Genomic DNA, 15024 nt, shown 5'->3' with positions numbered 1-15024 from the left:
TGTACAGTTGCTTCTGTATCACTTTGGGTCTAACGACTTCTATACAATAACCGTGCTATTTTTATGCATAGTGATGCGACTTTGCCGCATCACTATGCATTTTTTCGATAATCGTATGGTAGTCGTTCACCCGCCGCTCTCCAAAACGCAGATACACGAGGTGCTAATGCGTTTCGGGAAGAAGGAATAGAGGGCTTCTGAACTAGAGAGGGCCGCCAAAGATACAATTTTGGCGGCCGAATCTTTTACCATAGTCTTTTCTATTTTTATTTTGAGAAGTGTCACTTTCTTATTTGACTTGCTAAAAAGTAAAGTAGTAATAGCTTGTTCATAGTATAAGAGTGACCGAAATTTCATCTTCGGTCACTTACAATCTTTATAAAAAGTCCTCTATTCTGTTCTTTCCAAGCAACTGCATTTTCACTTAAGCATTGCAGGTACGTGACGAGCAACTATTCATAACAAGATGACCGAAAAAAGCATGGCTAGAAATGACGAAGTCGTTTCTAACCATGCTTGCTGCCCGAGGGAGGAATGAACTGCAATTCCTCCTCGGTAATTATGTCGTGAATATCCCGCCGGAAGCGAACCGGAAATGATTTAGAGAAAAAGATGGTTTCCAAACCTTGCTTGTGATTTATGCAAGCAAATGATTAATCAACAAACGTGTAAAAAAGCCATCCATTACGGTTGGTTTTTCTTCATCTTCACAAATTCTAACACTTTTGACGCTGTAAACAAAATTAGTCCAGCCCAGATAAAAGAAAATGACAGTAACTCGATTTTCTCGAATGTTTCTTTAAAGATGAAAACTCCGATAAAGAGCATTAACGTTGGTGCAATATACTGTAAAAAACCTGCCATATAGAGCGGTATTCTTTGGACACCTTTGGCATACATGACAAGAGGTAAGGCCGTAGCTACGCCTGTTAAAATCAGCAAAATATCTGTCTTTATATTCGCGTGTAAAAACACCGCACCGTCGTCCATGAATAACCATATGTAATAAATGATTGCAAAAGGTGTGATGAAGAATGTTTCAATTGTCATGCCACGCAATGCGTCCAAATGGATTCTTTTCTTGATGAGTCCATAGACTGCAAAACTAGTCGCTAACGAAAATGATAGCCACGGAAATTGACCATACGAAATCGTCAAAATAGCGACACCTACTGTTGCCAGTAAAAATGCAACTTGTTGCGCCCTGCTAAGCCTTTCCTTTAAGAAAAAGATGCCAAGCAGCACTGAAACAAGTGGATTCATATAATAACCAAGGCTCGCTTGTACAATATAACCATGATTCACAGCCCAGATATAGATAAACCAGTTAGCCGATATCAAGACTGACGCGAAAAATAGAGACCAAAAATCTCGTTGTGATTGCCACAGTCTTTGTATATCTTCTTTTAAATGACGTCCACCCTTTAAAATGAGAATAAGTAATAACGTCACGACAAATGCCCAGATGATACGGCTGATAATTATTTCGGTACTACTGACATGCTCAAGATTCTTCCAGTAAATCGGCATAATTCCCCAAATAAGGTACGACCCAACCGCCCAAAGGACACCGCTTTTTTCTGTCTGCATAACGACATCCCCTTTGTTTTGACTCTCGAAATAACAAACTAAGTATAGCCCCATTCTGTTGTCAGGTAAAGCTGAAGTTTTCATTTACTTTTTCATTATAGAATAAAAACCGCCCTTGTCTAAACGGAGCATTCCGTTTTGACAAGGGCGATTTTACTTCTAAATTCCTACTGTTCCTGCTTTCTTAATGCCACACGCATAATTTTCCCAGAAGCAGTCTTTGGCAATTCATCCACAAACTCAATTTTACGGGGATATTTATAAGGCGCTGTCAACATCTTCACATGTTCTTGCAACTCTGCAACGAGTCCACCCTCGTTTTTCCGTTCGGGATTACGCAACACAACAAACGCTTTGACGATATGACCACGCACTTCATCGGGACTACCAACGACGGCACACTCACGAACCGCCGAGTGTTTGGTTAAAGCATCTTCCACTTCAAATGGCCCGATTGTATAGCCCGAACTAATAATAATGTCATCGCCACGACCTTCAAACCAAAAATAACCGTCCTCATCCATTTTTGCACGGTCACCTGTTACATAATACTCTCCGCGGAACTGCATACGTGTCCGTTCTGGGTCTTTCAAATACTCCTTAAACAACGCAGGAGTCGACACATGTACCGCGATGTCACCCACTTCTCCTGTCGCACTAGGATTTCCTTCATCATCAATAATGTCAACTTTATTGCCAGGTGTTGGTTTACCCATCGAGCCCGGTCGCGCTTCCATCCCCAACATCGTACCTACCAATAATGTATTTTCCGTCTGACCGTAGCCATCCCTTACCGACAATGAGAATAACTTATCGAAGATGTCAATGACTTCACGGTTCAAAGGCTCCCCTGCCGATACGGCACTTCGAATGGATGACAAATCATAATCCTGAAGCCGCTCCTCTTTTGCGATGAAGCGATATTCCGTCGGCGTACAGCAAAGCACATTGACACCATAACTCGCGATAAGCTCCAAATACGTTTTGACATCGAATTTCCCATCATAAACTAACCCTGTTGCTCCACTTCCCAGCACTGATAGGAATGGCGTCCAAATCCATTTTTGCCAACCTGGAGCAGCTGTTGCCCAAACGACATCTCCTTCTTCAATGCCAAGCCAGCTCGTACCGGTCGTACGTAAATGCGCATAGCCCCAGCCATGTGAATGAACCACACCTTTTGGTTTGCCCGTTGTCCCTGATGTATACGACAGAAATGCCATGTCTGCGCTTTTAGTGTCAGCAGCGCAAAATTCTGGCGAAGCAGTCTCCATCAGTCCAGTTAACGACAATTGCCCTTCTCCTGCTTTGCCAACAACAAAAAGTTGAACATCCTTTATATTCCCGACTTCACTAAACTGATCTGTAAACGCTTCAAATGCCACAATCGCCTTTGCATCACTATGCGCTAGACGGTACTCAATATCCGAAGTTCGTAGCATTTCAGAACTAGGAATGACAACAAGCCCCGCTTTCAATGCGCCTATATATGTCACATAAGCCTCAATTAATCGCGGTACCATAACAAGAACGACATCCCCCTTTTGGAGACCATTAGCTTTGAATACGTTAGCAGCTTTATTTGCTAATATCATTAATTCATCATACGTAATTTCTTTTTTATCGCCTTGCGCATTTATGTAAATAAGTGCTTTCTTACCGATTCCCGTTGCATGCTTTTCGAATTCATCAACAATATTGTATTCTTCTGGCGCAATCAATTGTTCACGGTTCATAAAAATTCCCCCTTTTTCTCTCTATATCGATTATACAAATAACTATCGGATAATTCAAAAATAATTTTTTTTCAAAATAAAAAGCTGTCCCTCAACTAACAGGGACAGCTTTTCAGTCAATCATTTATTGTTGGTAACCCTTCATTTGCTCTTGAGCCTGACGTACTAATCGCTTTGTAATTTCTCCGCCGACGGAACCGTTGGCACGCGATGTAGCATCTGGCCCCATTTGTACTCCAAATTCATTTGCAATTTCGTTTTTCATTTGATCCAGCGCTTGTCTTACGCCTGGAACTACAAGTTGATTTGAATTACCACTGTTTGGCATTGTATGTCACCTCCTTGTACATATAGAATGTGTCGTTGGTGAAAATTCATGCAAGTATTCAATTGGTAACTTTCAACAAACCGGCTAAAGTGGTTTAAAACACTACACTTGTGCCTACACTGTTAGGGAGAAACCGATTTCCAAACCCCTTACTAGATAGTCATTATTTCTGACTATAACCGTTCATTTGTTGCTGCGCCTGACGTACTAATCGTTTTGTAATTTCTCCACCAACGGATCCATTAGAACGCGCCGTAGCATCTGGCCCCAATTGTACACCAAATTCGTTTGCAATTTCATTCTTCATTTGATCAAGAGCCTGTCTTACGCCTGGAACTACTAATTGATTTGAATTACCACTGTTTGGCATTGTGTGTCACCTCCTTGTGCATATAGAATGTGCCAATGACAAAAATTCATACAATCTTCCGGGTTAGTAACTTTAACCAACTCGGTTAATGCGGTTTAAATCGCTATATTTTAGCCTATACTTTAGAAGCGAAAAGCTGCTCCAGATAAATTCTGAAACAGCTTTTCATATTTTTATTAGGTTTAGCTATTGCCTTTCATTTGTTGCTGAGCTTGACGTACTAATCGCTTTGTAATTTCTCCGCCGACGGATCCGTTGGCACGCGATGTAGCGTCTGGCCCCATCTGTACACCAAATTCGTTTGCAATTTCATATTTCATTTGATCAAGAGCTTGTCTTACACCTGGAACTAATAGTTGATTTGAATTACCGCTGTTTGGCATTGTGTGTCACCTCCTTGTGCATGTAGAATGTACCGCACACGGAAATTCATGCACAAGGTTTATATGGTAATTTTTTCAACGCTTACAGTAAGTCATCAAATTCGTCTACTTGCTGAAGTGGTAAGTCGACGGTTATCCTATTTTGCACTGCTTCTTCAAGCATCGGCGCGAAATCAGTAAAGCTTTCATAGTGCATGACTTTTTCAAGCTTCGGTTTTGTTTTTGGGTTTGAAGGTGAGAAGATTGTACAGCAATCTTCATACGGTTGAATTGAAATATCATAAGTACCGATTTTTTGTGCAATCTCAATAATGTCCAGCTTATCTGAAGCAATCAGCGGTCGCAAAATCGGCGTCGCCGTCACTGCATTAATAGCCGTCAAACTTTCAAGCGTCTGGCTTGCTACTTGCCCTAGACTTTCACCTGTGACAATTGCCAGCGCACCAATTTCCTCACGTACTTGATCCGCAATTTGCAACATCAGCCTACGCGTTGTTGTCATCGACACATTGTCCGGTACTTGGCTGACAATGGTTTGCTGAATTTCAGTAAATGGAATAATATGAAGGCGCACCGCTGCACCGAAGGAACTTAGTTTTTCAGCTAGGTCCATCACTTTCTTTTTTGACATTTCACTTGTAAATGGCGGACTTGCAAAGTGAATCGCATCAATCGACACACCACGTTTCATCATTAAGTAGCCAGCGACCGGACTATCAATACCACCCGATAACATTAGAAGCGAATGCCCATTCGAACCAACAGGCATACCAGCCGCACCTTTATGTACTTTAGCTGTTAGGAATGCACCTTCACTTCTAATTTCCACATGTAATAACACTTCCGGTTTTCTCATTTGTACAATTAATTCAGGGAAACTTTTCAGGACATGCGCCGCAATTTCTTGCTGCAACTCACCCGTTTCAAGCGGAAAGGATTTATCAGTCCGTCGAATCTCAACTTTAAATGTTTTCCCTGCTGTTTCACCTGCACCAATAACATCGAGTGCTTTTGCTTTTATAGCGTCAAGTGTTGCTTCGCATTTAGCAACCGGGCTAAATGACTGGATGCCAAAAATATGTGGCAACCTAACAATCGCTTCGTCCATATCCCGCTTGTCATCCGCAAACAAAAACATGCGATCACGTTCCGATTTCAGTGCAACTGTTGGCAAATCACTCAAAGCCTTTTTAATATTATTACGTAATTTCTTCACAAATACATTGCGATTGCGACCCTTTAATGATATTTCTCCATAACGGATTAATAATTCGTTCCATTCCATCAGTCATTTCCCCTTCCAAGTAGCTCCATGAACTGAGCTAATACTTGCTCGAATTCCACTACATGTTGTTCACTATTATTTTTGCCAAAACTTATGCGAACTACGCCATTTTTATATTTATCAGCCACTCTAATGGCTTCTATTACATGTCCTGCAGCACCACTTTTAGATGAACAAGCACTAGAAGTCGACACTGTGAACCCTTTTTCTTGAAAATAATTCACGGCGACTTCACCTTTTACTTTATAAAAAGCAATCGATACTATATGTGGCGCTGCTTTGTCAGGAGCGAGAACAATTACATCTTTGTAGAGATCAATAAAATCAAGCAGCCTGTTTCTCCATTGTCTAAACTCCTGATGTTCTTCATCAAGTGCGCTAATTCGCATCGCTTTAGCAAGGGCAACCGCATCTGCAACAGCTACCGTTCCACTGCGTAACCCATGTTCTTGTCCACCACCAAAGTTAAGCGCTTGTGGCGGAATGCCTTTTCGAAACGCTAACAGGCCCGAACCCTTTAAACCATTGATTTTATGGGCTGAAATAGTAATGGCATCTGGACCATCGCCTGTCAGCGAAACAGGCAATTTCCCAAAACTTTGCACTGTATCTGAATGAAATAATGCACGTGAGTGTTTTTTAATAATACGGGCGCATTCAGCTAATGGCTGAATCGTGCCAATTTCATTGTTGACATGCATAATACTGACAACAATCGTCTCTGCGCGAAGCTTACTTTTTAATTCTTCGGTAGAAATCATTCCTTGCTCATCCACCGCTAAATAATCGACTTCAAATCCTTGTGTTTCCAAGTATTCCATTGCGTATAGAACAGAAGGATGCTCGATTTTAGTCGTAATGATATGGTTTCCCCTCGAACGAAACACTCGTGCGAAACCGATAACGGCTAAATTATTCGCTTCTGTGCCTCCAGAAGTAAAAATGATATTGCCATCTGGCGCACCAAGAATTGATAATATTTGTGCTCTGGATTTTTCTAGCAATGCTTCAGCTTGCTTTCCTGCCAGATGAATCGAAGCGGGATTTGCAAAAAAACGTTTATTCACTTCAATGAAGGAAGTAAGTACGCTTTCATCTGGAGCTGTCGTTGCGCTGTTGTCAAAATAAATCATTCGTTCCATCCTTTCACTCGTCACAAATATCAATTACGCCTTGGCGTAATTGTGTCTGGATTTTTTTCAAGTTCACTCGAAAAGCTCCCCTAAAAATCCATGACATCGGGGAAGGATTGAACTGAATCCTTCCTTGGAGGCTTTATCAGGGAGGAATTGAACTTCATTCCTCCTTATTCAGCAGGGGTCTCCTGCTGAATGAAGATAAGCGTGACAAAGCCACCCGCAATTATATGCCGGTGGCTATTTTTCTGTTACTTAACCTTCATACTTTTTCTATTGTATCATCTTACACATGTTCTTTGACAAGTTCTTGAATTCGCTTCATGGCACCCGGTTCAAATTCCTCCACCGCTGTTGCCGCTTGCTCCAATGCTTTGGCATAACGGAATTGTCTAAATGACTCTTCTGCATCCAACAGACGAGCATGCATTTCAGGGTTAGAAGCACGATAGCGATTGCCATATTGAATAATCCATTCGATCAGCATCACATTATCCAGTAACTCTTCTACTTTTGCACTGACCTCATTGACTGCTTTCCCGGCATTTTCCAAGTAAGTGTCCACAAGGCTCATATTCAGAGGTACTTCCTGCAAACTTTGCGTCACAATATAAATCTGTTCGTCAGCTTCTTCGAGACGGGCTTCCATTTCATCTGGAATACCTGGAATATTCCCTTTATGAAGCATTCTATCCGTATTTTGCAATCTTCTCGATAGTTCTTCCAGCTTCGTTCGAACATTATTTTCATCGATTCGTAAATTTTTCAGTCGATTTGCGAAGCTATCCTGTTCTTCAGCAATTCGACCGAGCTCTTCGGAAATATGCTGTAATTCTTCCTGTAAACTGGAATTAGCAGATACTTGCTCTTCGATTCGAGTTATTAGCACTTCAAATCGTTTGTTGATGATGCCCAATTTTTTTAGCGATTGCTGTGGGATTTGCGCTTCTTGTTCATTCAATCGATAACTTTGCTGGACATAAGCGGCTTCGTTTGAAGTTTCTTTTGTCAGCGCTGTAATATCTGACAGCTTCGCGGCAATCTTTTCGTAGTTTTCATCGATATAATGTTTTGCAGTCACTTCATTTTCCAATGCATCATAATAAGAATCGATACGATCATTAATTGCTAAAGTTTGCTGCTGGACAGATTCAATTTGGAGTTCGCCCATTTTAGATAGCAATTCTTCAAGTTCAGTCTCAATAGCGTCTAGATGCGTTGCTAATTCAAGATGCTGCAAATAATACGATTGTTCTTCCATCTCTTTTGTTCCGTTCCGCAATTCACGAATGGAAGCCGGAATCTTATTTTGCAGCTCTGTAAGCAACGATGGTGTTTCTTGAATAATTTCAAACAAGCGATTACCTTTTGTCGATAACGAAATTACGATTTCCCTTGCTAACAAATAATTACCATTTTCCGTCAACTTATCGTATTCTTCAAACTTCGGATTAAACGCTTCAAGTTCTTTCTCTAACGGATTAACTGTCATGCCAAATGAATGCTGATGGGCCAAAATTGTTTTTCGTGCAGCACGATGCTGCTCTTTCAATTTTTCCATTTCAATACGGTTTTTCTCTTCACTGCCTACTAGTTCGTTTAATTCCTGCAAGATGTCATTCATCTTTTTATCACAAAAACGAATTTTGTCTTGGATTTCTTTTTCTACTTCCGTCGCTTTTCCAAATCGAAAACGATCGACTGAATCTTCTACATCGAATAATAATGAGTCAATCTTTGGCATATGTATGTCCATCACTTCAGTCCACTCGTTGCGCCAGCGTTCAAAGTTTTCCTCGGTTTCACCTGTCATATTCAGTTGTTTAACTTTCGTCATTTCTTCCAAAATCGGTTTGTGCTGAATTTGCAATTTCTCCTGTTCCAATCGACCGACTTCCTGAATATGCTTACGCCTGAATAAGAAGGCGATTGTTATTACTATGATGAGTACTATAATTGGAATGATGAAGTATATCATCGTGGTCCGTTGCCCCCTATCCCCGAGTCACTGTGCCTTTGATATATATCCTATATAGTACCACGTTTAAAGACTTTTAGTTGCAAAAATGAATGATTTATAGGGAAAAATCTGTTTTCCTTCATAAAACCCGAAAGATTTGTTTATCAACAGCTTAAAATGTATACTTACTCTACAAAATATTGTGTAAAGGAGTGCTTTATTTGTTCGTAGAAATCGATTATGCCACTGATATTAATGCAAAGTATGAGCAGCTTGCAAGTCAATTAGATGCTTTATTAACTGGTGAGAATAATAGATACGCCAACTTAAGCAACGCTTCTGCATTGCTTAATCAATTTTTCGATCGCATCAATTGGGTCGGCTTTTATTTACTAGACAACGAAGAACTTGTACTTGGCCCTTTCCAAGGCCTTCCAGCGTGTATTCGCATTCCACTTGGGAGAGGTGTCTGCGGAACAGCCGCAAAAACGCGAGAATCGATTATTGTACCAGACGTCCATGCTTTCCCTGGACATATTGCATGCGATGCAGCTTCACAGTCCGAAATCGTCATCCCACTAGTAAAGAATGAAAACATCATCGGTGTGCTTGATATCGACAGTCCCGAACTCAATCGTTTTACTGAAGACGACCGCATCGGCCTTGAAAAGGTTGTTCAAGTTCTCGTCAACCATATTTGAATGAAGTAAGCCCAATATGTTTGATGAGAAAAACAGCCTTGGTTCTGGCTTCCTAAAGTGACCAAGGCTGTTTTTGGTTGCTATTTCATGTTTGAAAAGGCCGATTCCATATCCCTGATTAAATCGTCAGCATGTTCGAGGCCGACGGAAAGACGAAGTAAGGAATCCGTAATGCCCATGCGAAGACGCTCCTGTTCAGGAACACTTGAATGAGTCATTGTTGCGGGATGCTGGATGAGCGTCTCTGCATCTCCAAGACTGACTGCAATTTTAATAAGAGACAGGCTATCCATAAATAACTGCGCACCCTCTTTGCCACCTGTAACCGAAAATGAAATAATCCCGCCACCCGCCCGCATCTGTTGTTGCGCAAGCGCATATTGCGGATTATCTTCATCAAATGGGTAAAAAACCTCTTCAACCAACTTCTGCTTTTTTAAATAACGAATTATTTTTTCTGCATTAGCTGAATGACGTTCCATCCGAACCGGTAAAGTTTTTAAACCACGAATGAGTAACCACGCATCGAACGGTGACATAATTCCGCCAAAATCCTTTTGCACAGACATCCGAATGGACTCCATTTCTTCTTTGTCATTACCAGTGAGCAGCCCTCCAATGACATCTCCATGACCATTCATATATTTCGTCGCACTATGCAGAACAAAATCGGCACCAAAATCAAGCGGCGTTTGCAAATAAGGCGATGAAAACGTATTATCAACGACCACACGCAACCCATGACGTTTCGCAACATTGACAACTGCCTGAAGGTCAACAAGCTCCATCGTCGGGTTAATTGGTGTTTCTACATAGATGCAAACGGTTTCTGGTTTAACAGCCTGTTCGATTTCCCCCTCAGTTCTCATCTGAATCAAATCATGCTTGATGTTGTACTTGCGCTCCATAATACCAAGCAAGCCAAATGTGCAACCATAAATTCCACGCGAACATAGGATATGATCACCCGACTTGGTCAAATGTACTAAAATTGCGCTAACAGCCGCCATCCCCGAACCGAAAGCAAGCGTACCTTTGCCATTCTCCAGCGCTGTCACCCGCTCTTCTAACACACGCACCGTCGGATTGCCAAGTCTGGAATAAATATTTCCTTCCTCAGCTCCTGAAAATCTATCTTCTCCTTGACTAGCTGTTTCAAACGAGAATGTTGATGTTTGATAGAGCGGAACTGTGAGACTACCGTGATGCGCCATATCTTCATAGCCCCCATGCACAACGACCGTATCTTTGTGTAGATTATATTCCTTCATGTTATCCACCTCTCCGCATTCATAATGTTCTGTACTTTCAGTTTACACGTTGTTTCAGGAAAGGAAAAGGGACAACGCCCATTTCACAGTTGCGAAATTGCTGTCCCGTAGATAACGAACTGATTTTTACCATTGTTTTTAGCCATGTACAAGGCGGTATCGGAGTAGTGAAAAAGCTCTTGGAATGTCATCTGTTGCTCCTTCGTTCGGCTATTCACCCCGATGGAAACAGTCACTTGTGGTTCTGTCACTGTTGGGATGAGATTGACAAGTCGATTTGCCAGTTCTGCACCTTCAGAATAACCCACCAATGGTAAATAAACAGCGAGTTCTTCTCCTCCCCATCTGGCCGCAATTCCTTTGTCAGCCACTTCCGATAAAATAGCAGACGAAATTTGCCTTAATACGTCGTCACCTTTTGCATGACCATAAGTATCATTGACAAACTTAAAATTATCGACATCCAATAATAAGAACACCCCGACTTCATCATTCGCAATAGCCTCCTCAACAACCTTATCTAGGTAACTTCGCGTATATAACTTTGTCAAGTTGTCCTTATCGACCAACTCCTGAAGCTGCCCCTTCAAAATCGTGTTCGCAAGTGCTAGCGAGGAATGTCCAATGAGCGCGTTGATTAGCTTGAAACTATCAAAAGAGAAAAAATATGGTTCTTCGTGCACTAAAATAACAAATCCGGCCACTTTCTCCTGATTCATAATCGGGATGGCGATAATCGACTCATAATGAACCCGTTCGCCGTAAGTGCTACTATAATTCGCCTCAAACAATGCCTCCTTTCCATTTTTCAAGCTAGAAGAAACCAGTTCGATATACTTGCTACCAAGCTTCATTCTAAAGAAATCCGAGCTCATCTGAGAGATATTATACCCTCCTGTTTCATCATAAAAAACGAATGCCGTTTCCATTGGGTTGAAAGATAGTAACTGCTGTTTCAAAAATGAAATCATCTCACCAAAAGATAGATTACTATTCAACTTCCTAGATGTTTCATTGATAAGTTGTAAGTCTTCAATAACACGATGGGATTGATCGTAAAGGCTTGCATTTTCCAACGCATTACCTGCCGTAGTCGCCACTATGCGAATGAAGTTTTCTTCCGCCAAAGAAAGCACAAAATCGATAGGAGCTTCTATGCGCAGCACACCATAAATCCCTTGTCTTCCAACTATGGGTACATTGATGAACCTGCCTTCGCGTTCTGACAAATCCTCCACCGTGACATTTCCTGAAACAAAGGCATTCATCGTCAACGGTCTTTCGTTAATGTAGTCAATCATCTTATAAGAATGCATAACTTTCTTCTGTTCATGGGATAATAATAATTCAACAGAATAATCGGGAAACTGTTCGGATATCGCCCCTACGATGCCATCTAGGATTACCTGGTTGTCCATCGTTGCGTTGAACAGATCCGTGACTCTTTGAATCCTCCTTGCCTCTTTTTCTTTTTTATCCAATGTAAGTAATCGTTTAACTGTTAAAATCAAACGACTAATGACTCGTTCGAATTCATCTATATAAATCGACTTCTTAAATTCTCGCCATTTATCCGTCGATTTAACAAGTAAAAGACCTAGTAAGTTGGATTGCTCATCACGAATGAGTAAAATATCATCTGCATATTCATATCCCCTGTCTACAAATTCCATTATGTAAGCACTACCTGAATATAGTGCCGTGCAATCCATATCACTGATTGGAACCGCTTTTCGTATTTCAGTTGCAGATCGATGTCCGGCAATAGGCATAAACTTTGTTTGATTATTAATGAAGAAATCTGTTTCCTTAATATCGAAATGCTGCCTTAATTTCGGTTTCAGTATGTCAAACCATTGTTCATAACTATCCAAACTAACATCTTCCGTTACTAAATCCAGTAATTCACTTTTAATTTGAAACAGCGTTAATTGATAATCTATCATGCCCTCACCTCTATGGTAGTATATGTATCATTATGTGTATCTTTCTATATTTTAATGCAATCGGACTACATATACTACCTATTTTAGTAGGTACTTATGCTTATTTAATTTCCGAAGGATGTCGCTTGACTCAAACCTTAATAATTGTTATGATAAAAATTGTGTAAAATAGTTGCAGCAGTTGTGTGTTTCAGATTGTCCAGTCTATTCCTTTTACAAGGTGCACCACGTAACCTCCTGGCTGCGGAGGCGAAGTTGCAAGATAATAGAATGGCATTTGAATTGAACACATCTGGTTCTTATTTTACAACAAAATAAAACCAAAAACAGAGGAGGAGTCATTCATGGCTCGTTATACAGGTCCAGCTTGGAAATTATCCCGTCGTCTTGGAATCTCACTTTCAGGAACAGGTAAAGAAATCGAAAAACGCCCTTACGCACCAGGACAACACGGTCCTAACCAACGTAAAAAACTTTCCGAGTACGGATTGCAATTACAAGAAAAACAAAAACTTCGTTTCATGTACGGCGTAAACGAACGCCAATTCAAAACGATGTTCATCAAAGCAGGTAAAATGCCTGGTAAACACGGTGAGAACTTCATGATTCTTCTTGAAACTCGCCTTGACAACGTTGCTTACCGCATGGGCCTTGCTCGCACACGTCGTGCAGCTCGCCAACTTGTTAACCACGGCCACTTATTGGTTGATGGTAAACGCGTTGACATCCCATCTTTCAGCGTTAAACCAGGACAAGAAATTTCTCTTCGCGAGAAATCTCAAAACCTTGATATTGTAAATGAAGCGCTTGAAGTGAACAACTATGTTCCTGAATTCGTTACATTCAACAAGGACACTAAAGTTGGTCAATTCGTTCGTATGCCTGAGCGCAGCGAACTTGCGGCTGAAATCAACGAAGCACTTATCGTTGAATTCTACAACCGTTAATAGTTTTTCCAGAAAAGAGTCCTTCACAGGGCTCTTTTTTTTCGTGTTACAATAACAATACTACATAGGATGGGTTGGCACTTGAATCTATTATCTCACTGCCCGTCACGTATAATATGTTATATTTAAAGTGAATGTTAAATGAGACTAATACACGAGGATTGATTCATAAGCGAATACAAATTGAAAGAATGATTATTATGGATAAGAAGTTAGATTTAATTTTACAAAAACTAGTCACATTGGAATCTGGTCAAAATAATTTAAAAACTGGACAGCAGGAATTAAAAGAAATCGTAGTAGCACTGCTCGACCGTCATGAAGAAACAGAAGCTAAGTTAGAAAACCTATCGATGGACGTTCACAAAATGCACGGAGATGTAACCTCTATCAAAGAACAGCTATCCGAACTCCAAAGCGAAGTGTAATTCACTTATCAAAAGACGGCTAAAAATGAAATGGAGTTATTCAAAATCAAACATGATTTCAACTAAACCAATAACAAGTTAAGTCGTTGAAACTTTCTAAAAGGTCGTGACGTTATGAAACTGATTTCAATTTGCCCAAGCAACACAGAACTACTAGCCTATCTTGGCCTCGTTAACCAACTCGTCGCGGTCGATGATTTTTCGGACTGGCCCGCAAGCGTGACGACTCTTCCTCGTCTTGGACCCGATTTGTCGATTGATATGGATGCGCTTGAGTCGTATAAGCCCGATCTTGTCCTCGCTTCACTTAGTGTACCCGGCATGGAAAAGAATGTTGAAGAGCTCCAGAAGCGCAACATCCCTCATCTTGTACTAGACCCGCAAAGTTTAGACGATATTGCAGATGATTTACTCACTGTCGGTCAAGCATGCGGCATAGAAAAACATGCACTTGAGGTTCAAACTGAATACCTCGCTTTTATTGATGACATGAAAAAGCGTGCATCAACTGTTGAAACTACTCCCTCTCTTTACTGGGAATGGTGGCCAAAACCTGTCTTTACACCTGGTCGCATTAATTGGCTGACTGAAATTAGCACCATCGCAGGTGGGCTCAACGAATTCCGTGATGTTGAATTTGCCAGTGTGCAGTCAGATTGGGAAGATATCTTAAAGAGAGATCCTGATTATATTTTGCTCGCATGGGTTGGTGTTCGAGCTGATAAAGTGAAAACAGAAGTCGTCCTAAAGCGTACCGGTTGGCAAGAACTTGCTGCTGTCAAAAATGGACGTCTCGCCAAAATGGAAGAAGAACTCTATTGCCGCCCTTCCCCACGTCTACTTGAAGGGGCTTTAAAGCTAGGGAATATGATTCATCCAGCAACCTATGCAGATTTGAAATTGCCCGACTGGGTCACAAAAGCCTAAATTGAAAAAGCTATTC

General features: G+C 41.0%; 14 protein-coding genes. 4 read left to right on the top strand and 10 right to left on the bottom strand.

All coding sequences use genetic code 11. The annotated features are described in order from the left end of the window. Nucleotides 1-684: 684 nt before the first annotated feature. From rarD to ezrA, 8 genes are all read right to left on the bottom strand, one after another. Nucleotides 685-1590 carry an EamA family transporter RarD gene (gene rarD, locus R2B72_RS00850; RefSeq protein ID WP_318614210.1) on the bottom strand — a complete coding sequence of 302 codons (906 nt, stop codon included), beginning with the start codon at nucleotides 1588-1590 and terminating at the stop codon, nucleotides 685-687. A 167-nt stretch (nucleotides 1591-1757) separates the two neighbouring features. Then, entirely contained in the window at nucleotides 1758-3326 is a 1569-nt protein-coding gene (mbcS, locus tag R2B72_RS00845) for an acyl-CoA synthetase MbcS (RefSeq protein ID WP_318614208.1), read from the bottom strand. A 124-nt stretch (nucleotides 3327-3450) separates the two neighbouring features. Beyond that, complete coding sequence (locus R2B72_RS00840) at nucleotides 3451-3654, bottom strand: alpha/beta-type small acid-soluble spore protein (RefSeq protein WP_318614206.1); 204 nt, start codon at nucleotides 3652-3654, stop codon at nucleotides 3451-3453. A gap of 163 nt (nucleotides 3655-3817) precedes the next feature. Beyond that, on the bottom strand, nucleotides 3818-4024 hold the full coding sequence (locus R2B72_RS00835; protein ID WP_318614205.1) for an alpha/beta-type small acid-soluble spore protein: 207 nt from the start codon (nucleotides 4022-4024) through the stop codon (nucleotides 3818-3820). A 182-nt stretch (nucleotides 4025-4206) separates the two neighbouring features. Continuing rightward, on the bottom strand, nucleotides 4207-4407 hold the full coding sequence (locus tag R2B72_RS00830; RefSeq protein ID WP_318614204.1) for an alpha/beta-type small acid-soluble spore protein: 201 nt from the start codon (nucleotides 4405-4407) through the stop codon (nucleotides 4207-4209). 82 nt (nucleotides 4408-4489) lie between these two features. After that, nucleotides 4490-5692 carry a tRNA uracil 4-sulfurtransferase ThiI gene (gene thiI, locus R2B72_RS00825; protein WP_318614203.1) on the bottom strand — a complete coding sequence of 401 codons (1203 nt, stop codon included), beginning with the start codon at nucleotides 5690-5692 and terminating at the stop codon, nucleotides 4490-4492. Next, nucleotides 5692-6825: a cysteine desulfurase family protein gene (locus tag R2B72_RS00820; RefSeq protein ID WP_318614202.1), complete on the bottom strand. Its 1134-nt coding sequence runs from the start codon at nucleotides 6823-6825 to the stop codon at nucleotides 5692-5694. Before R2B72_RS00820 ends, thiI begins: the two co-directional genes overlap by 1 nt. A gap of 289 nt (nucleotides 6826-7114) precedes the next feature. Continuing rightward, entirely contained in the window at nucleotides 7115-8806 is a 1692-nt protein-coding gene (gene ezrA / locus R2B72_RS00815; protein WP_318614200.1) for a septation ring formation regulator EzrA, read from the bottom strand. 203 nt (nucleotides 8807-9009) lie between these two features. Here ezrA and R2B72_RS00810 point away from each other — a divergent pair, with 203 nt between their 5' ends. Continuing rightward, on the top strand, nucleotides 9010-9489 hold the full coding sequence (locus R2B72_RS00810; RefSeq protein ID WP_318614199.1) for a GAF domain-containing protein: 480 nt from the start codon (nucleotides 9010-9012) through the stop codon (nucleotides 9487-9489). Nucleotides 9490-9569: 80 nt separating this feature from the next. On the opposite strand, the gene R2B72_RS00805 is transcribed toward R2B72_RS00810, so the two are convergent. Together R2B72_RS00805 and R2B72_RS00800 are read right to left on the bottom strand one after the other, a co-directional pair. Continuing rightward, nucleotides 9570-10760, bottom strand: a complete 1191-nt coding sequence (locus R2B72_RS00805; RefSeq protein WP_318614198.1) for an aminotransferase class I/II-fold pyridoxal phosphate-dependent enzyme — start codon at nucleotides 10758-10760, stop codon at nucleotides 9570-9572. A gap of 83 nt (nucleotides 10761-10843) precedes the next feature. Continuing rightward, nucleotides 10844-12706, bottom strand: coding sequence for a sensor domain-containing diguanylate cyclase (locus R2B72_RS00800; RefSeq protein WP_318614197.1), 1863 nt, complete (start codon nucleotides 12704-12706; stop codon nucleotides 10844-10846). A gap of 344 nt (nucleotides 12707-13050) precedes the next feature. Here R2B72_RS00800 and rpsD point away from each other — a divergent pair, with 344 nt between their 5' ends. The 3 genes from rpsD to R2B72_RS00785 all read left to right on the top strand — a co-directional run bounded on the left by rpsD (nucleotide 13051) and on the right by R2B72_RS00785 (nucleotide 15008). Further along, nucleotides 13051-13653, top strand: a complete 603-nt coding sequence (gene rpsD, locus R2B72_RS00795) for a 30S ribosomal protein S4 (RefSeq protein WP_318614196.1) — start codon at nucleotides 13051-13053, stop codon at nucleotides 13651-13653. A gap of 200 nt (nucleotides 13654-13853) precedes the next feature. Next, nucleotides 13854-14081, top strand: a complete 228-nt coding sequence (locus tag R2B72_RS00790) for a hypothetical protein (RefSeq protein ID WP_318614195.1) — start codon at nucleotides 13854-13856, stop codon at nucleotides 14079-14081. 114 nt (nucleotides 14082-14195) lie between these two features. Continuing rightward, nucleotides 14196-15008 (top strand): cobalamin-binding protein, encoded by an 813-nt coding sequence (locus R2B72_RS00785; protein ID WP_318614194.1) that lies wholly within the window; start codon nucleotides 14196-14198, stop codon nucleotides 15006-15008. Nucleotides 15009-15024: the final 16 nt, after the last annotated feature.

The organism is Sporosarcina sp. YIM B06819, from assembly GCF_033485175.1.
Lineage (GTDB): Bacteria > Bacillota > Bacilli > Bacillales_A > Planococcaceae > Sporosarcina.
This window is presented reverse-complemented; position numbering and strand designations above follow the sequence as displayed.

Coding starts and splice junctions, on each gene's coding strand:
- rpsD (WP_318614196.1), top strand. CDS start 13,051: ATGGCTCGTTATACAGGTCCAGCTTGGAAATTATCCCGTCGTCTTGGA.
- R2B72_RS00820 (WP_318614202.1), bottom strand. CDS start 6,825: ATGATTTATTTTGACAACAGCGCAACGACAGCTCCAGATGAAAGCGTA.
- R2B72_RS00830 (WP_318614204.1), bottom strand. CDS start 4,407: ATGCCAAACAGCGGTAATTCAAATCAACTATTAGTTCCAGGTGTAAGA.
- rarD (WP_318614210.1), bottom strand. CDS start 1,590: ATGCAGACAGAAAAAAGCGGTGTCCTTTGGGCGGTTGGGTCGTACCTT.
- R2B72_RS00785 (WP_318614194.1), top strand. CDS start 14,196: ATGAAACTGATTTCAATTTGCCCAAGCAACACAGAACTACTAGCCTAT.
- ezrA (WP_318614200.1), bottom strand. CDS start 8,806: ATGATATACTTCATCATTCCAATTATAGTACTCATCATAGTAATAACA.
- R2B72_RS00835 (WP_318614205.1), bottom strand. CDS start 4,024: ATGCCAAACAGTGGTAATTCAAATCAATTAGTAGTTCCAGGCGTAAGA.
- thiI (WP_318614203.1), bottom strand. CDS start 5,692: ATGGAATGGAACGAATTATTAATCCGTTATGGAGAAATATCATTAAAG.
- mbcS (WP_318614208.1), bottom strand. CDS start 3,326: ATGAACCGTGAACAATTGATTGCGCCAGAAGAATACAATATTGTTGAT.
- R2B72_RS00840 (WP_318614206.1), bottom strand. CDS start 3,654: ATGCCAAACAGTGGTAATTCAAATCAACTTGTAGTTCCAGGCGTAAGA.
- R2B72_RS00800 (WP_318614197.1), bottom strand. CDS start 12,706: ATGATAGATTATCAATTAACGCTGTTTCAAATTAAAAGTGAATTACTG.
- R2B72_RS00790 (WP_318614195.1), top strand. CDS start 13,854: ATGGATAAGAAGTTAGATTTAATTTTACAAAAACTAGTCACATTGGAA.
- R2B72_RS00805 (WP_318614198.1), bottom strand. CDS start 10,760: ATGAAGGAATATAATCTACACAAAGATACGGTCGTTGTGCATGGGGGC.